Below are 18735 nucleotides of genomic sequence, written 5' to 3'. Positions count from 1 at the left end.
AGCGCCGCGAGAGCGCCGCTAGAGCGCCTCGAGAGCGTCGGGTGGGTGGGCGGCAGAGAAGGAGGCGCGGGAGCGCGCGGCATTGGGCGGGCTGGGAGGGCGCGCGGCATTGAGTGAGGTGCGAGGGTGCGCGGAGGACGGGCGGGGAGGGGGAGGCGCGCCGAGGAGCGACGCGCGGTTATACCGCAGCAACCGAAACTCGTCAAGAATCGTGCTGGACATGTCGCCCAGAACGACGTATAGTCAGTAGTTGCGCTCTGTCTCCCCCTGCCTTCATATGGTGGTCGGCTGCTGCGCTCGTGCCCCCGCAGATAGCGGCGTGCGGTGCGAGACCGGGGGAGAGAGCACTCCACCTGACGACAAGGACGATGAGCCCCGTATCGGGCCTCTGGAGGTTACCCCTTGGCTGCCGCGCCCAACGCATCCGCCCCCACCACCCCCAAGAACGGACGCGCGGCTTCGCGCCTCTCGTTCGCGAAGATCAACGACACGCTGACGGTCCCCGACCTGCTGGCGCTGCAGACCGAGTCGTTCGACTGGCTCGTCGGCAACACCACCTGGAAGGCGCGGGTCGCCGAGGCCAAGGCCGCCGGTCGCACCGATGTGCCCGAGCGCAGCGGCCTCGACGAAATCTTCGAGGAGATCTCGCCGATCGAAGACCTCAGCGAGACGATGCAGCTGAGCTTCACCAACCCGTACCTCGAGCCCGAGAAGTACTCCATCGAGGAGTGCAAGGAGCGCGGCAAGACCTACGCCGCCCCGCTCTACGTCGAGGCCGAGTTCATGAACCACCAGACCGGTGAGATCAAGACGCAGACGGTCTTCATGGGCGACTTCCCGCTCCAGACCGACAAGGGCACGTTCATCATCAACGGCACCGAGCGCGTCGTCGTCTCGCAGCTCGTCCGCTCGCCGGGCGTCTACTTCGACAAGGTCGCCGACAAGACCAGCGACAAGGACATCGTGTCCGCGCGCGTCATCCCCAGCCGCGGCGCCTGGCTCGAGTTCGAGATCGACAAGCGCGACCAGGTGGGTGTGCGCATCGACCGCAAGCGCAAGCAGTCGGTCACCGTCTTCCTCAAGGCCCTGGGCCTCACGAGCGAGGACATCCTGACCGAGTTCGCCGGCTTCGACTCGATCGCCGAGACGCTCTCGAAGGACACCATCCTCACCAAGGAAGACGCGCTCCGCGACATCTACCGCAAGCTGCGTCCGGGCGAGCAGGTCGCCGCCGAGGCCGCTCGCGCGCTGCTCGACAACTTCTACTTCTCGCCGAAGCGCTACGACCTCGCGAAGGTCGGCCGCTACAAGCTGAACCAGAAGCTCGGCATCGACAAGCCGCTCACCGACTCGGTGCTCACGGTCGCCGACATCGTCGCGACCATCAAGTACCTCGTCGCACTGCACCGCGGCGACAAGACCTTCGAGGGTGTGCGCGCCGGTAAGCCGGCCGACATCCGCATCGACGTCGACGACATCGACAACTTCGGCAACCGTCGCATCCGCGCGGTCGGCGAGCTGATCCAGAACCAGGTCCGCACGGGTCTGTCCCGCATGGAGCGTGTCGTCCGCGAGCGCATGACCACGCAGGACATCGAGGCCATCACCCCGCAGACCCTGATCAACGTGCGCCCCGTCGTCGCCGCGATCAAGGAGTTCTTCGGGACGTCGCAGCTGTCGCAGTTCATGGATCAGAACAACCCGCTCGCGGGTCTGACCCACAAGCGCACGCTGTCGGCGCTCGGCCCCGGCGGTCTGTCGCGTGAGCGCGCAGGCGTCGAGGTGCGCGACGTGCACCCCTCGCACTACGGCCGCATGTGCCCGATCGAGACGCCGGAAGGCCCGAACATCGGTCTGATCGGCCGTATGGCGACCTTCGGCCGCATCAACGCGTTCGGCTTCATCGAGACCCCGTACCGCAAGGTCGTCGCGGGTCGCGTCACCGAGCAGATCGACTACCTCACCGCCAGCGAGGAGAACGAGTTCCGTGTCGCCCCGGCCAGCACCCCGCTGAACGCCGACGGCACGTTCTCGCAGGACCGCGTCCTCGCCCGTCGTGGCGACGGCGGCGAGGTCGACCTGTTCCCGGCCGACGAGATCGGTTACATGGATGTCTCGCCCCGCCAGATGGTGTCGGTCGCGACCTCGCTCATCCCGTTCCTCGAGCACGACGACGCCAACCGCGCCCTCATGGGTGCGAACATGCAGCGCCAGGCCGTGCCGCTCGTGCGCAGCGAGTCGCCCGTGGTCGGCACCGGCATGGAGGGCTTCGCGGCCATCGACGCCGGTGACGTGGTCACCGCGCAGAAGTCGGGTGTCGTGCTCGAGGTGTCGGCCGACGTCGTCACCATCCAGCTCGACGAGGGCGGCACGCAGGACTACTTCCTGCGCAAGTTCGACCGCTCGAACCAGGGCACGTCGTACAACCAGCGCGTGGTCGTCTCGGCCGGCGAGCGCATCGAGGCCGGCGAGGTCATCGCCGACGGCCCCGCCACCGAGAACGGCGAGCTCGCTCTCGGCAAGAACCTGCTGGTCGCGTTCATGACGTGGGAGGGCCACAACTTCGAGGACGCCATCATCCTCAGCCAGGACCTTGTGAAGGACGACACCCTCTCCTCGATCCACATCGAGGAGTACGAGGTCGACGCCCGCGACACGAAGCTCGGCAAGGAGGAGATCACCCGTGACCTCCCCAACGTCAGCCCCGACCTGCTGAAGGACCTCGACGAGCGCGGCATCATCCGCATCGGCGCCGAGGTGCGTCCCGGCGACATCCTCGTCGGCAAGGTCACGCCGAAGGGCGAGACCGAGCTGAGCGCCGAGGAGCGCCTGCTGCGCGCCATCTTCAACGAGAAGAGCCGCGAGGTGCGCGACACCTCGCTCAAGGTTCCTCACGGTGAGCAGGGCACGATCATCGCGGTCAAGGAGTTCAACGCCGAGGAGGGCGACGACGAGCTCGGCTCGGGCGTCAACCGCCGCGTCGTCGTCTACATCGCCCAGAAGCGCAAGATCACCGAGGGCGACAAGCTCGCGGGCCGCCACGGCAACAAGGGCGTCATCGCGAAGATCCTCCCGGTCGAGGACATGCCGTTCCTCCGCGACGGCACCCCGGTCGACGTGATCCTGAACCCGCTCGGCATCCCCGGCCGCATGAACTTCGGCCAGGTGCTCGAGACCCACCTCGGGTGGATCGCGAAGCAGGGCTGGAAGGTCGAGGGCACCCCGGAGTGGGCCGCCCAGCTGCCGAAGGCCGCGTTCGAGGCCGCGCCGAACACGAAGGTCGCGACCCCCGTGTTCGACGGTGCGTTCGAGGAGGAGATCGCGGGTCTGCTCGACTCGACGAACCCGACGCGCGACGGCGACCGCCTCATCGACCGCTCGGGCAAGACCACGCTGTTCGACGGCCGCTCCGGCGAGCCGTTCCCGGCGCCCATCTCGGTCGGCTACATGTACATCCTGAAGCTGCACCACCTGGTCGACGACAAGATCCACGCCCGCTCGACCGGCCCCTACTCGATGATCACGCAGCAGCCGCTGGGTGGTAAGGCGCAGTTCGGTGGCCAGCGCTTCGGTGAGATGGAGGTGTGGGCCCTCGAGGCCTACGGCGCCGCGTACGCGCTGCAGGAGCTCCTGACCATCAAGTCCGACGACATCCTCGGCCGCGTGAAGGTCTACGAGGCGATCGTCAAGGGCGAGAACATCCAGGAGCCCGGCATCCCGGAGTCGTTCAAGGTGCTCATGAAGGAGATGCAGTCGCTCTGCCTGAACGTCGAGGTGCTCTCGGCGGACGGCACGGCGGTGAACCTCCGCGACACGGATGACGACGCCTTCCGCGCGGCGGAGGAGCTCGGCATCAACATCTCCACCCGGTTCGAGACCTCGTCGATCGACGAGATCTGAACCCGGCCAGGCAAGAACTGAATTTCGACACAGGAGAATTCGTGCTCGACGCAACAACTTTCGATGAGCTTCGCATCGGCCTGGCCACCGCCGACGACATCCGTCGTTGGTCCTTCGGTGAGGTCAAGAAGCCCGAGACCATCAACTACCGCACGCTGAAGCCCGAGAAGGACGGGCTCTTCGGCGAGCAGATCTTCGGCCCCTCCCGCGACTGGGAGTGCGCCTGCGGCAAGTACAAGCGCGTGCGCTTCAAGGGCATCGTCTGCGAGCGCTGCGGCGTGGAGGTCACCAAGAGCTCCGTGCGCCGTGAGCGCATGGGCCACATCGAGCTGGCCGCCCCGGTCACGCACATCTGGTACTTCAAGGGCGTTCCCTCGCGTCTCGGGCACCTGCTCGACATGGCGCCGAAGGACCTCGAGAAGGTCATCTACTTCGCCGCGTACATGGTCATCTCGGTCGACGAAGACGCTCGTCACCGTGACCTGCCCACGCACGAGGGCCACATCCGCAACGAGCTGAGGACGATCGCCGATCGTCGTGACTCCCGCATCGCGACCCGTCTCGCGAAGCTGGAGGAGGAGCTCGCCGCGCTCGAGGCCGAGGGTGCGAAGGCCGACCAGAAGAAGAAGGTCAAGGACGCCGCCGAGAAGGACATGGCGACGATCCGCAAGAACGCGGACGAGCAGATCGCCAAGCTCGAGCGCGTGTGGGAGGAGTTCCGCACGCTCGCCGTCGGCCAGCTCAAGAGCGAGGACGAGGTCTTCAACGAGCTCTACGACCGCTTCGGCCAGTACTTCGAGGCGCACATGGGCGCCGAGGCGATCAAGCGTCGCCTCGAGGAGTTCGACCTGCAGACCGAGGCCGACAACCTGCACCTGCAGATCGCCGAGGGCAAGGGCCAGCGCAAGATCCGCGCGATCAAGCGCCTGAAGGTCGTCAACTCGTTCCTGTCGACGGGCATGAGCCCGGCCGCCATGGTGCTCGACGTCGTTCCGGTGATCCCGCCGGAGCTGCGTCCGATGGTGCAGCTCGACGGTGGCCGCTTCGCGACATCCGATCTCAACGACCTCTACCGTCGCGTGATCAACCGCAACAACCGTCTCCGTCGCCTGATCGACCTGGGTGCGCCCACGATCATCGTGAACAACGAGAAGCGGATGCTGCAGGAGGCCGTCGACGCGCTGTTCGACAACGGTCGTCGTGGTCGTCCTGTCACGGGCACGGGCAACCGTGCGCTGAAGTCGCTGTCCGACATGCTCAAGGGCAAGCAGGGCCGCTTCCGTCAGAACCTGCTCGGCAAGCGCGTGGACTACTCGGGCCGTTCGGTCATCATCGTGGGCCCGCAGCTCAAGCTCCACCAGTGCGGTCTGCCCAAGCAGATGGCGCTCGAGCTGTTCAAGCCGTTCGTGATCAAGCGCCTCATCGAGCTGCAGCACTCGCAGAACATCAAGGCCGCCAAGCGCGCCGTCGAGCGCACGCGTCCCGAGGTCTGGGACGTGCTCGAGGAGATCATCCGCGAGCGCCCGGTGCTGCTGAACCGTGCCCCCACGCTCCACCGTCTGGGCATCCAGGCGTTCGAGCCGCAGCTCGTCGAGGGCAAGGCCATCCAGCTCCACCCGCTCGTGTGCGCCGCCTTCAACGCGGACTTCGACGGTGACCAGATGGCCGTGCACCTGCCGCTGTCGGTCGAGGCCCAGGCCGAGGCCCGCATCCTGATGCTCGCCTCGAACAACATCCTCAAGCCGTCGGACGGCCGCCCGGTGACCCTGCCCTCGCAGGACATGATCATCGGCCTGCACCACCTGACCACGGTCAAGGAGGGCGCCGCCGGTGAGGGTCGCGTGTTCGGCTCGGTCGGCGAGGCGATCCTCGCGAAGGACGAGGGCACGCTCGACATCCAGGCGAAGGTGCGCATCCGCGTTCCGGGGCTGACGTTCCTCGAGGGCCAGGCGCCCGAGGGCTACGAGCGCCACGGTCTGCTGGATGCCTCGCTCGGCCAGGCGATCTTCAACGACACCCTCCCCAAGGGCTTCCCGTTCGTTCGCGAGCAGGCCGACAAGGGCAAGCTGTCGCAGATCGTCAACAAGCTGGCCGAGGAGTACCCGCGCGTCGAGGTGGCCGCTTCGCTCGACCGCATCAAGGACGCCGGCTTCTACTGGGCGACCCGTTCGGGCGTCACGGTGGCGCTGAGCGACGTTCTCACCCCGCCGAACAAGGCCGAGATCATCGCCGGCTACGAGAAGCAGGCCGCGAAGGGGCAGGGTCAGTACGACAAGGGTCTGACGACCGACGCGGAGCGCCGCGCCGAGCTCATCAAGATCTGGACCGAGGCCACCGACGAGGTGCAGAAGGCGATGCGCGCCAACTTCCCCGACGAGAACACCATCAACCGCATGGTGTCCTCGGGTGCTCGTGGTAACTGGCTGCAGATCCGCAACATCGCGGGTATGCGTGGTCTGGTGAACAACCCGAAGGGTGAGATCATCGCCCGTCCGATCATCTCCTCGTACCGCGAGGGTCTGTCGGTGGCGGAGTACTTCATCGCGACGCACGGTGCCCGTAAGGGTCTGGCCGACACCGCTCTGCGTACCGCCGACTCGGGTTACCTGACCCGTCGTCTGGTGGATGTCTCGCAGGACGTCATCATCCGCGAGGAGGACTGCGGCACGACCAAGGGTCTCGAGCTGCCGATCGCCTCGGTCGGCGCCGACGGCGTCCTCATCAAGGACCCGAACGTCGAGAACTCGGTGTTCGCCCGCACTCTGGCCGCCGACGCGGTCTCGGAGTCGGGTGAGGTGCTGGCCCCGGCCGGCTCCGACGTGGGCGACGTGCTCATCAACAGCCTGGTCGAGGCGGGCGTCACCGCCATCAAGGTGCGCTCGGTGCTCACCTGCGACTCGGCCGTCGGTGTCTGCGCGAAGTGCTACGGCCGTTCGCTCGCGACCGGCAAGGTCGTCGACATCGGCGAGGCGGTCGGCATCATCGCGGCCCAGTCGATCGGTGAGCCCGGCACGCAGCTGACGATGCGTACGTTCCACACCGGTGGTTCGGCATCGGCCGAGGACATCACGCAGGGTCTGCCGCGTGTCCAGGAGCTGTTCGAGGCGCGTACCCCCAAGGGCGCGTCGCCGATCGCCGAGTCCGACGGTCGCATCACGATCGAGGAGACCGAGAAGCAGAAGAAGGTCATCCTGACGCCCGACAGCGGCGACGAGCCGCATGTCTACCCGGTGCTCAAGCGCGCGACGCTCCTGGTCGAGGACGGCCAGCACGTGACCGTCGGTCAGCCGCTGCAGGTCGGCACGCTCGACCCGAAGGAGATCATGCGCGTGCAGGGCGCCCGCGAGGTGCAGAAGTACCTCGTCGGCGGTGTGCAGGGCGTGTACCGCTCGCAGGGTGTGCCGATCCACGACAAGCACATCGAGGTCATCGTGCGTCAGATGCTCCGCAAGGTCACCGTGGTCGACCACGGCGACACCGGACTCCTGCCGGGTGAGCTCGTCGACTCGCGTCGCTTCATCGACATCAACCGCGAGTCGGTGTCGGAGGGCAAGCGTCCCGCGTCGGGCCGTCCTGAGCTGATGGGTATCACGAAGGCGTCGCTCGCGACGGAGTCGTGGCTGTCGGCCGCGTCGTTCCAGGAGACGACCCGCGTGCTCACGCAGGCCGCCATGGAGGGCAAGCGCGACCCGCTGGTCGGTCTCAAGGAGAACGTCATCATCGGAAAGCTCATCCCCGCGGGAACCGGTCTGTCGAAGTACCGGAACGTCACGGTGGAGGCCACGGAGGAGGCGAAGAGCGAGCGGTACCCCAATCGCATCTTCGCGTCGGACGGCGCGTACAGCGACGCCGACTTCACCTACGTCGACTACGACAGCTTCTCGACGGACGACATCGCTCCCGGTACCTACAACTGAGAGTGAGCGGATGCCGCGGCATCCGTCTCGACCGAAGCGCCCCGGCTCGTGCCGGGGCGCTTCGGCGTTTCCGGGTGCATCCGCCGCGCGCCGTTTCCGGCGTGTCGGCCGCGGGGTCCGTACCGTGGGGGCGGGAGGTGCGGATGGCGCGGGTGGGTGGACGCAACGAGGTCATCGCGTGGATCATCGGGCTGCTGTCGGTGGCCGTGGTGCTCGCGCTGCTCGTGCTGGCGCTGCCGGCGTTGCCGTTCGGCGCGGGGTTCGTGTCGCAGCTGCTCGGCCAGTCGCGTCCGACGACGTCGCCGACGGTCGATGCGACCGAGGCTGCCCTGCCGACGACGGGATGCGGGCCGTATCTGGGCGATGCGCTGTGGCAGTCGGTGGCGCTGCGTCGGGGCGTGCAGCTGGTGGAGGCCAAAGATGCACCGACGAGCGCGGCGAAGGACCTCGTGGGCGCACTCTCGCCGCAGGTGCAGCTCTCGTGCGCGTTCACGGGCCCGGGTGGGACCGAGAAGATCGTGACGTCGATCTCGACGGTGACCGTGGGTGCCGAGCAGGTGGCGACCGCGGCACTGGGGAGCACCGGATTCCAGTGCGTGCCGTTCGGTCAGGGCACCCGCTGCACCCGCACGATCGGGGCGGTCACCGAGGACGACGTCATCGAGGGGCAGACGTGGCTGTCGACGACCTTCACGAACTGGCGGCCGCTCGGCTACACCGAGGCATTCGCGGCGAAGATCTGGCCGAAGTGAGCGGATGCCGCGGCATCCCCGCCGGCGGGTGGGAGGGGGCGGTCAGCCCCAGAGGTGCGCGACGATCGCGGCGGTATACCCGGTGGGGGCGAGGTTCGACCAGAGGGTGTCGAGCAGCACGCCGTCCTTCCAGAACACCGTGCGCCCGTCCATGACGGGGTAGGTGGCGTCCTTCCAGGTCTTGCCGCAGCGTGAGCCGCCGTTCTCGGGGTAGCAGTCGAACTTCTGGTCGACCTGCAGCGTGGCGAACAGGGTGGCCGCGTCGCTCTGCGAGAGCTTCGAGATGCGGGTGCTGATGCCGGTGGTGTCCGATTTCGGGTCCCGCCAGTTGCACACGAGCGATCCGTCGGCCTGCACTCCGCCGCCGACGGCCGGGTCGTTGAGGGGAGTCTTGCCGAGCTGGGTCAGCACGTCGGCGGTGAGCAGAGACCGGCAGTCGGTGGGGATCGCGATGGGGGTGGCGGACGGCTCGGGACTCGGGGTGACCAGAGCGGATGCCGCCGGCGTCGGCGTCGCGCCGGCGGTCGGTGTCGCGCTCGAGCCCTCGGGTGACGGCGTGACGGCACGCGGCGGTGCGGTGTAGCTGCCGCAGCCCGCCAGGGCGAGTCCGGCCGCGAGCAGGAGGGCGACGGCGGGCAGACGGCGGGTGGGCATGCTGGGAGGGTAACCCGCGGCATCCGCCTCTCGGCCCGTCACACCCGGACCGTCGCCGGATCGTGTCGCGGTGTGGCGTGGGAGGTGTGTGGTTCCGGCGCGTCGCGCGGGTGCGGCGGTACCCTCGCTTTGCGGACGCACGTCCGCGTGAGGAGCAAGGTCTGATGAGCGACGCCACCCCGAAGGACACCGACGCCGCACCGGAGCGGCCGGTCTCCGACGCCTCCGTGGAGACGGCGCCCGAGGCCGCGCCGGTCGTCGAGGCCGCCCCGGCGTCGGCCGCCGACACCCCTGCGACAGCCGAGCCGGTCGTGGTCGAGCCGGTCGTCGCCGAGCCGGTCGCCGCTGAGCCCGTCGTGGTCGAACCCGCCGCCGAGCCCGTCTTCATCGAACCCGCGCCGGTCGCCGAGACCGCGGCATCGGACTCGACCCCGTGGTACGAGCGTCCCGAGGTCGTCGCCGCCGCAGCCGCGGCGCCCGAACCCGCCTATGTTCCGGCAGCCGCGTACTCCGCCGAGACCACGACACTCGCTGAGCAGCCGCCGACCGTCGCCTACGCGCCGAGCCCGATCTTCGTGCAGGCGCCCGAAGCGCCGCTTCCGCGCGGCAACCGCGCCGCCGCCGGTGGCATCGGTCTGATCGCGGCTGTCGCGTTCGGCGTGGTGCTGGCCGTCGCCACGCTCATCAGCGGTTTCGTCGACCGCACCGTCGACTTCGGCAATGTCGGCACCGCCGCCTTGGCGCTGCTGCCGAGCTGGTCGTTCTGGCTGCCGATCGCCGCGTTCTTCGTCGCATTCTGGTTCCTCGGGGCGATCCTCAACCGCGCCCGCTGGGGACTGTGGGTGATCTTCGGCATCCTCGTCGGCGTGGCCGCGTGGGCCGGCGTCGTGCTGGGTGCGCTCATCGATGCGCCGTTCTGGCAGCTGACGGCACGCCAGACCCTCACGCTCGCCGAGGCCAACGTGCTCACGCCCCTCTCGGTCGTCGCATTCATCGCCGGTCGTGAGCTGACCATCTGGTTCGCGGCGTGGGTCGCGGCCCGCGGACGTCGCATCACCGCGCTGAACGAGGAGGCGCAGGCCGAGTACGAGCGCACGCTCGAGGCGGGTCCCCAGCTCGTGCACCAGGCCTGATCGCCGCCGGAGCGATCGGATGCCGCGGCGCCTCGTGGTCGCGATGGCCACGGTGCTGTTCGTGGCGCTGGTGGTCTGCGGGTTCGGCTTCGGCACGCTGCTGACCGATGTCGACGTGGTGTCGGCAGGCGGCGTCGGACCGGTGCCGGGAGCGTTGGCGGTCGTGGCGGCAGCGGGCGCCCTGGCGCTCGTGATCCTTCCGCCCGGGCGAGCGGTCGTGGCGGTGCCGGCCGCCGTCGCGGCGGCCTTCCTCTCCTACGTGGTGGTTCTCGGTGCGGGGGTGCTCGTCGCCTCGAGCGATCCGGCGGTGGCGTTGTCGGCCGTCGGGCGGGCCGCGGCATCCTGGCCCGGAATCGTCGTGGCGGGCGCGGCGGCGCTCGCCGCGCTGTCGGTACGGGTGTTCACTCCCCGTCGCGGCTGACCAGATCGGATGCCGCACCGCGCGCCCCGTGACCGTGGGCGTCGGGCGCACTACCGTGTTCTCCTGTGGAGCGTTCGCTCGAGACACAGGTCAGCCAGGCGGTGGACGCCTGGCTGCGCTGGCTGCCGCGGTGGGAGCCGGCGACGCATCGGGGTCGGTCCGCACCGTGCCGACGCTGCTTCGGATCGCCGGTGCTGTCGGCCGCGGGTCTCGGCTCGGACGTGCCGCACGGCGTGCAGCACGGGCTGTCGACCCGGGTCAAGGCGATCGTCGATCACGCGGTCGCCGACTACACGGCCAAGAACCTGCCGCTGCTGAACGCCGAACTCGACCAGCAGGCCGCCCGCAACCGGGAGCGCACCTACCGCCCGACCGAGGGGCTCGAGCCCGAGTTCGAGGGCATGCCGCTGGACCCCGACCCCGTTCCGGGGATGCCGTTCCTGTTCACGATCGCGGGGCTTGCCGCCGAGGCCGACGGGGATGTCCCGAGCCTGCCGCCTCTCTCGGACGAGGCCAAGGCCGCGCTTCGACAGGAGGTCGGCCTCGCCGACGACTACGCGAACATGGTCGGCCGCGAGGTGTGCAGCATCCTTCTGCACCATCGCATCCGCATCCAGGCCGCGGTCGCCGAGTACGTCGAGCCGCAGATCGCGCTGATGCTCGAGGAGCTCACCCGCACCCTCGACGCCCCGTTCTGGGCCGATCCCGATTCGGATGCCGGGGGCACCACCCCGCTCGTCTGAGCCATCCACAACGCCGTGTCAAGCGTCCGGGGGCGACCTATCGCTTTGTTAGCATGAGCGGGCTCCGGGGCGCACCACACCACCCACACCGCTTCGCGTGACCGGAGGACGGTTCCGGGGGTTCGATGATGGCGCAGCGCATGCCTTCCGCGCCGCCCGTCCTGCCCGGGCTGACCTACGTGAGACCTCTCGGATCCGGCGGATTCGCCGACGTCTTCCTCTATGCGCAGGACATGCCGCGCCGACAGGTCGCCGTGAAGGTGCTGCCGAGCGATGTCGGCGACCCCGACCTGCTTCGCATGTTCAACGCCGAGGCCGACGTGCTCGCGCACCTGTCGGCGCACCCCTCGATCGTCACCGTCTACCAGGCCGGCATCTCGGCCGACGGACGCCCGTACATCGTGATGGAGTACTGCCCCGGGTCGCTCGCTCAGCGGTACCGCCTCGAGCGGCTGCCGGTCGACGATGTGCTCGCCACGGGTGTGCGCATGGCGAGCGCCCTCGAGTCGGCGCACCGTGCCGGCCTCATCCACCGCGACGTCAAGCCCAGCAACATCCTCGTGACGACCTTCGGCTCACCGGTGCTCGCCGACTTCGGCATCGCGTCGGCGCTCGCCCGCTCCTCGAGCGAGGAGGTGCTCGCGATGTCGATCCCGTGGAGCGCGCCCGAGGTCGTCGAGGAGCAGAGCAGCGGCACGATCTCGAGCGAGGTGTGGAGTCTCGGCGCCACCGTCTATTCGCTTCTCGCCGGCCACAGCCCGTTCGAACGACGTGAACGCGGGCAGAACTCGAAGGACCAGCTGCGCCGACGCATCGCCCGGGCGAGCTACACCGAGATCGCCCGCACCGACGTGCCCGCCGAGCTGCAGCAGGTGCTGCAGCGGGCGATGAGCCGGGATCCACGGAAGCGGTATCCGACGGCGTTGGCCTTCGCCGAGGCGCTGCGCGAGGTGCAGCGCGACCTCGGCCTGGCTCTGACCCCCCTCGAGGTGGCGCAGGGTGAGTGGGAGCCCGGGGTCGCCGCGGTCGATCTGACGGATGCCACGCTCCGCGGCAGCGTGCGCTCGCACGTCGTCCACGACTCACGCCGCAAGAAGCGGGAGCAGTCCGGTGTGCGCGGGCTCGCGCGCGATGAGGACTCCGACATCTCCGCGCCGACGCGCGGCGGTGCGCGGGTGCCCTGGGTGCTGGCCGGTGTCGCGGCCGCGGCGGTGGCCGCTCTGGTCGTGATGGTCGTGCTCGTCGTGGTCGGAGTGATCTGAGTGCGGCGCGTCGGGATCATCGCCACCGTCTCCGCGGTGGTGGTCGCCGGTCTCGTCGTCGCGCTCGCGGTGGTGTGGCCAGGTCTCGATGCGCAGGAGACGCCGAAGTACGACACCTCGGTGTGGGCGCTGCAGACCGGCGACGGCCGGCGGTACGCGCGGGTGAACACCAGCATCGGAGAGCTCGACACCGTGCGCTCGATCAGCAACCCGAGCGAGGTGGCGCAGGGACCTGACGGGGCGTACCTCTACTCGGACAGCTTCACGAAGCTCACGAAGATCGACCCCGCGCAGCCGGTGAACCTCGACGAGGAGACCCTGCGCGCATCCGACTCGACACCGTCGGGAACGAAGGATGTCGCCACCTCCGGCGACTTCGCGGCCTACCTGACCGACGCGGGCGCCGTGTTCGCGGGCCGGCTGTCCACAGGATCGTCGAGCCTCGTCGACCCGGACGCCGCCACCGACAACGCGCCCCAGTATGCGGCGGATGCGATCGCGGTCGATGCCCGCGGCCGGCTGTACGCCTATTCGAAGCGCGACAAGCAGGTGCTCGTCTACGACATCGTCACGGGGAAGCAGCTGCGCCGGGACGACGCGAGCGCGATCGATCCGGCGACGCCGCTGATCTCGGCCGCGGGGGACACGTGGGTGCTGGTGGGCGCCGACACCGGCGACGTCCTCGTGCAGGGGCGCGCCGCCGAGAAGATCCCGGTCACCGGCACGGCCGTGGTCGGGGCACCCTCCACCTCCGTGGGTGCGGTCTACGTCGCGTCGGCCTCGGCACTCGTGAGCGTGCCGGTCGACGGGTCGTCCCCGCGGGTCGAGGAGGGGTCCGAAGGAGGCGCGAGCCTCGGTGTTCCGGCGACCCCCGTCGTGCACGACGGCGAGGTCTTCGCGGCGTGGGTCGGCACGGGCGCCGACGGCGGGGTGCTGTGGAGCTCGAAGACCGGTCGCAAGACGCTCGACTACGGCGGATTGAGCCTCCCCAACGACGTGCGCCCGGCGTTCGTGCAGAGCGCGAACGCGGTCATCCTCAACGAGACGCGCTCCGGATGGGTGTGGCTCGTGCCCGACGGCACCCTCGTGACATCCAGCCAGGACTGGTCGCTGGATGATCGCACCGATCCGACGCAGGCGCAGAGCGATCAGCAGCAGCAGGTGGTCATCGACCCGAAGCCGCCGATCGCGGAGCCCGACACGTTCGGGGTGAGAGCGGGCGCTCTCGTGTCGCTGCCGGTCCTCCTGAACGACCACGACCCCAACCAGGACGTGCTGAGCATCGATCCGGCCTCCGTCACCGGACTCGATCCCGGCTTCGGCACCCTCAGCATCACCGACAACCGTCAGCAGTTCGCCGTGCAGGTCGCGCCGGGTGCGAGCGGCACGGCCACGTTCCAGTACGCGGTGAGCGACGGCACGACCTCCGACGGCCTTCTCTCGAAGCCGACGACCGTGACGCTGACCGTCGTGCCGCCGTCCCAGGACGGTGCGCCGGTGTGGTGCGGCGTCGAGAAGTGCCTGCAGCCGTGGCCGACCCCGGAGGTCGCGCGAGGGGGCACAGTGACGGTGCCGGTGCTGCCCGGCTGGGTCGACCCCGAGGGCGACCCGGTGTTCCTGCTGAGCGTGCAGAACCCGTCGGGCGTCGGCACCGTCGCGGCATCCCCGTCGGGGGAGGTCGTCTATCAGCACGCCGACGACGGGTCGGGTGGCGAGCAGCAGATCGACCTCATCGTCACCGTGTCGGATACGACCGGCAAGACCGCCGAGCGCACGCTGACGATCAGGGTGACGCCCCAGCCGAAGCTCACCGTGCAGTCGTTCGCGTCGGTCGACGTCGTCGGCGCGGGTGCCGAGATCGACGTGGCCCCGCACGTGACGGGTACGGCGGGTTCACTGCACCTCACCTCGGTGCGGGTGCTCGATCAGGCCGCCGCGAGCGCGACGATCGTGGACGGCTCGACCCGTTTCGACTTCTCGGCGCAGGCGGCGGGCACCTATCGCGTCGACTTCACGGTCTCCGATGGGCAATCGGATGCCACGGGCACCGCCAAGATCACCCTGCTCCCCGCCGACGCGCCCGCGCAGCTGGCGACGGCCCCGGTCGTCGCGTTCGTGCATCCGCAGCAGGACGCCACCCTCGACGTGCTGAAAGCCGTCTCGAACCCGACCGGCCGGGTGCTTCTGATCAACGACATCGTCGGCACCGCGGCGTCGGGGGCGAGCCTGTCCGTGGACGGTGTGGGTCAGAGCTACATCCGCGTCTCGGGTACGACGGCGACGGGCGCGTCGGGACTGCTCGGCACCGTGACCTATGCGGTCAGTGACGGCACCGATGACGCGGGCTCCCGCGTCACCGGCACCGCGACGGTCTACCTGCTTCCCGAGGCGCCCGAACTCGCCCCCATCGCCGTCGACGACACCGTCACCGTGCGCGAGGGCACTCAGATCGACATCCCCGTGCTCGACAACGACATCTCGCCGGCCGGAGGGGTGCCGGTGCTCGATCCCTCCTCGGTGCGCTCCTCGACGCCGGATGCGCTCGCCTTCGCCTCGGGAAGCACGCTGCGCTACCTCGCCCCGGCCACCCCCGGCGACTACACCGTGGAGTACTCCGACTACACATCGGGCTCGCCGAGGCTGCAGTCCACCGCGACCGTGCACGTGCACGTGCTGTCGAACGACACGAACCGTGCCCCGACCCCGCGCACGCTCGAGGGTCGCGTGCTCGCCGGTCAGTCGGTGCTGATCCCGTTCGACGGGTACGGCATGGACCCCGACGGCGACACCGTCACCCTCACCGGCATCGACGGGCAGCCGCAGAGCGGTGTCGCCACGATCTCGCCCGACGGCGCCTCGATCCTCTACACGTCGGTGTCGGGCTACCGCGGTCAGGTGTCTTTCACCTACGAGGTGACGGACGAGTTCGGCGCGGTCGGCAAGGGCACGGTGCGGGTCGGGGTGCTCGACGACCAGTCGAACCCGAGCCCGGTCACCTTCACCGACTACGTGCAGGTGCAGGCGAGCGAGACCAACAGTGTGCGGGTGAGTCCCCTCGCCAACGACATCGATCCGACGATGCAGGGTCTGACGCTCACCGACGTGCGCCCCGACCTCCCGGCGACTCTCGACGACGGATCTCCCAACCCGCAGTACGAGGCCGAGAAGGCGCGGGTGACCTCGACGACCGACGGCATCGTGGTCATCACGGCCGGCACCGATCCGGGAACCACGTCGTTCCTCTACGACGTGAAGTCGGGGTCCGGCAACACCGGTCGTGGACTCATCGTGGTGCAGGTCATCCGCGATCCCGTGCCGGATTACCCGATCGTCGCCGACACCGTGCTCACTCCCGAGAATCGCGACGACATCGTCGGCGGTGTCGACGTGCTCACGGGCAGGTCGAGCTGGTCGGCGGGCGATGTGTCGTCGCTGACGGTGTCGCTGTGGCATCCCGTCGCGGGCTTCACCGCCGACGGACGCACGATCTCCGGCGCGGTGCCCGAGGCGACCGAGCTGATCCCGTTCGTCGTCACGGGGAAGATCGGCGACACGCAGGTCTCGACGTACGCGTTCCTGCGTGTACCGGGGCGCAACGACATGTCGGTGTCGCTGCAGCCGAGCATCCGGCCGGTGCAGGTCACCGAGCTGGAGTCGGCGGAGTTCGACATGACCGACCTCGTCAGCGCACCGCGCGGGACGACGATCGAGGTCGGCTCGGATGTCTCGGCCTCCGGGGCGCGGCAGGGTGCCCTGTGCTCCGTGGTCTCGGGCACCGTGCTGCGTTACGACGCGAACGCGAACGCCCCCTGGGTCGACGCATGCCGCGTGCCGGTCCGCGTCGTCGGCCAGCAGCAGTGGACCTACCTGTCGGTGCCCATCACCGTCATCCCGCGCGACCCGCAGCCGCAACTGTCCCCGGCCTCGATCACCGTCGGCCCGGGGGAGACCCAGACGTACGAACTCAAGACGATGACGACGTGGCAGCTGCGCCCCGACTGGGAGAACATCCGCTACGCGGTGCAGTACTCCGGGTCGCTGTTCCAGGTCTCGCTCGCGGGCTCGGTGCTCACTGTCACCGGAAACGACCGGGCGCTCCCGGGTGCCCAGGACGCCGTGGTGGTCACCGTCACGAACTACACCTCGGTGCAGCCGGCGCGTCTGATCCTGAGGGTGGGCGCGGCGCCGTCGACGCTGCCCGCGGGCGGCACCGTGGCGCGGCAGTGCTCCCAGGCGAACGGCTCCTCGTGCACGTTCGCGGTCATCGGCGCGAGCGGCGAGGTCAATCCGCTGCCGCGCACGCCGCTGATCGTCGTGGCGGCGCGTCCGGTCGGCGCGTGCGTCGGGGTGAGCTTCCAGGTCGCGTCGCCCACGAGCGTCACCGCCTCGTGGACATCGGATGCCCCGGGCGCGACGTGCACGGCTGCGTTCTCCGTGCAAGATGCGCAGGGCCGCATCACGACCGCCGAGCGCGACGGCACGATCCTGCTCGATCTGCAGGGATACCCCAAGGCTCCCGCGAGCGTGCGGCAGACCGACTACGCCGACGGCACCTTGACGCTCCGGGTCGACCCCGGTGCCGCCGCGCTGGCGTACCCGGCGCTCACCGGGTTCGTCGTGCGCTGGCAGGGACAGGTCGTCGCCCAGTGCGCCCCGAACGGTGTCTGCCCCGACATCTCTGCGCCCAACGGCGAGCAACGCACCTACGAAGTCTGGGCGGTCAACGCCGTCGGCGAGTCGCGATCGAGCGTGCGCACCCTGGGCTGGGCGTACGACGCGCCGGCCACGCCGGGTCAGGTCACCGCGACCCCCCTCGTCACCGCCGACGGGTCGGGCAAAGTCGTCGACCTGCAGGTGAGCGGGATCGACGCGGCCCAGACGGGCTCGCTGCGCATCCAGAGCGCCGTCGGCGAGACGCGCACCGTGACCATCGCGCCGAACCAGACGAGCGTCTCGGTGTCACGGTTCGTGGTCGGATCGAACACCCAGACCCCGGTGACGGTGACACCTGTCTCGCGCTACTCGCTCCCGCCCGGGCTCGCGGGGTCGACAGCCGGGTCGGCGGCGACGGTGAACACGAACGGCGTGGGTGCGCCGGTGAACGCCGCCCTGGCGCTGCAGGCCACCTCGAATGGGAACGGCACGTCGACGATCCTCGCCACCGGCACGGCCCAGCCCGGCGGCGATGGGTCGCAGCTGCGCTTCGGCGTCGTGCAGGGCACCGGCGGGTGCACGGCATCACAACCTCCCACGAGCGGGTCCGGCACGTATCAGGTCGAGTCGACGGTGCCCGACGGGATCGTGTACACCTTCACGCTCTGCGTGCGGTCGATGATCGGCGGCACGTCCTTCGGGGACGCGGGCGACACCGAGCAGGTGCGCGCCGTGCAGAGCCAGGCCGCCCCGCAGGGCTACACCTTCACGGTCGCCCCCGCACCGCAGGTCTCCGCCAGCACGCCGAACCAGGTGTTCTGGACGATCCAGAGCGCGCCGACCTCGACCGAGCAGCCGCCGACGAACAACCACGCGGAGTTCTCCGGATACCCGACGAACGTCGTCGGCTCCGACCCGGGGATCCGGGTGCGGTACGTGCACAACGACTGGGGCACGACCAGCAACTGGGCCGATGTGACGCCCGCCGCCGGGTCCGCGCCGTACCAGCTGCAGGCGCGGTGGAGCGCCGTCTGCACGACCGGCTCCGATCTGCAGCGCACAGGGGCCTCGTCGAACAGCCGGGCCGCCCTCACGTTCTCCGACGTGCATTACTACCGCAACGGACTGCTCGGACCGGTCGAGCTCACCCCGGACGCGAACGATCCCTGGCTGGTTCCGGCGGGCGCCGACTACGCGACCCTGTCGGTCGCCGTCGACTGGTCGGCGACCGGGTGGAACGTGAACGGCTACTCCACCAGCTTCCGCGTCGACTGCAACCCGCCCAGCGCGGGCGGCTGAG

At 69.5% G+C, this 18735-nt stretch carries 9 protein-coding genes; 8 read left to right on the top strand and 1 reads right to left on the bottom strand.

The features are described from left to right. Positions 1 to 402 precede the first annotated feature (402 nt). The 3 genes from rpoB to ABT08_RS04625 all read left to right on the top strand — a co-directional run bounded on the left by rpoB (position 403) and on the right by ABT08_RS04625 (position 8569). The gene (gene rpoB / locus ABT08_RS04635; protein ID WP_045246825.1) at positions 403 to 3900 is read left to right on the top strand and encodes a DNA-directed RNA polymerase subunit beta; all 3498 of its coding nucleotides are present in this window, start codon (positions 403 to 405) and stop codon (positions 3898 to 3900) included. A 41-nt stretch (positions 3901 to 3941) separates the two neighbouring features. Beyond that, positions 3942 to 7817 (top strand): DNA-directed RNA polymerase subunit beta', encoded by a 3876-nt coding sequence (gene rpoC, locus ABT08_RS04630; RefSeq protein ID WP_288114101.1) that lies wholly within the window; start codon positions 3942 to 3944, stop codon positions 7815 to 7817. A gap of 152 nt (positions 7818 to 7969) precedes the next feature. Next, positions 7970 to 8569 carry a hypothetical protein gene (locus tag ABT08_RS04625; protein ID WP_288114100.1) on the top strand — a complete coding sequence of 200 codons (600 nt, stop codon included), beginning with the start codon at positions 7970 to 7972 and terminating at the stop codon, positions 8567 to 8569. A gap of 42 nt (positions 8570 to 8611) precedes the next feature. On the opposite strand, the gene ABT08_RS04620 is transcribed toward ABT08_RS04625, so the two are convergent. Next, entirely contained in the window at positions 8612 to 9223 is a 612-nt protein-coding gene (locus ABT08_RS04620) for a hypothetical protein (protein WP_056519053.1), read from the bottom strand. Between the two features lie 164 nt (positions 9224 to 9387). Between ABT08_RS04620 and ABT08_RS04615 the strand changes: the two genes are divergently transcribed. From ABT08_RS04615 to ABT08_RS04595, 5 genes are all read left to right on the top strand, one after another. Next, positions 9388 to 10356 (top strand): hypothetical protein, encoded by a 969-nt coding sequence (locus ABT08_RS04615; RefSeq protein WP_056207479.1) that lies wholly within the window; start codon positions 9388 to 9390, stop codon positions 10354 to 10356. A 19-nt stretch (positions 10357 to 10375) separates the two neighbouring features. After that, on the top strand, positions 10376 to 10777 hold the full coding sequence (locus ABT08_RS04610) for a DUF6121 family protein (protein ID WP_288114099.1): 402 nt from the start codon (positions 10376 to 10378) through the stop codon (positions 10775 to 10777). A 65-nt stretch (positions 10778 to 10842) separates the two neighbouring features. Next, on the top strand, positions 10843 to 11520 hold the full coding sequence (locus ABT08_RS04605) for a hypothetical protein (RefSeq protein ID WP_045246821.1): 678 nt from the start codon (positions 10843 to 10845) through the stop codon (positions 11518 to 11520). A 128-nt stretch (positions 11521 to 11648) separates the two neighbouring features. Beyond that, positions 11649 to 12782, top strand: coding sequence for a serine/threonine-protein kinase (locus tag ABT08_RS04600; RefSeq protein ID WP_056519048.1), 1134 nt, complete (start codon positions 11649 to 11651; stop codon positions 12780 to 12782). Further along, on the top strand, positions 12783 to 18734 hold the full coding sequence (locus tag ABT08_RS04595; protein WP_288114098.1) for an Ig-like domain-containing protein: 5952 nt from the start codon (positions 12783 to 12785) through the stop codon (positions 18732 to 18734). Position 18735: the final 1 nt, after the last annotated feature.

It is taken from the genome of Microbacterium sp. SCN 71-21 (assembly GCF_001725695.1).
In the GTDB taxonomy this organism is placed as follows: Bacteria; Actinomycetota; Actinomycetes; order Actinomycetales; family Microbacteriaceae; genus Microbacterium; species Microbacterium ginsengisoli.
The sequence above is the reverse complement of the archived record's forward strand: the minus strand, read 5'-3'. Positions and strand labels throughout refer to the sequence as shown.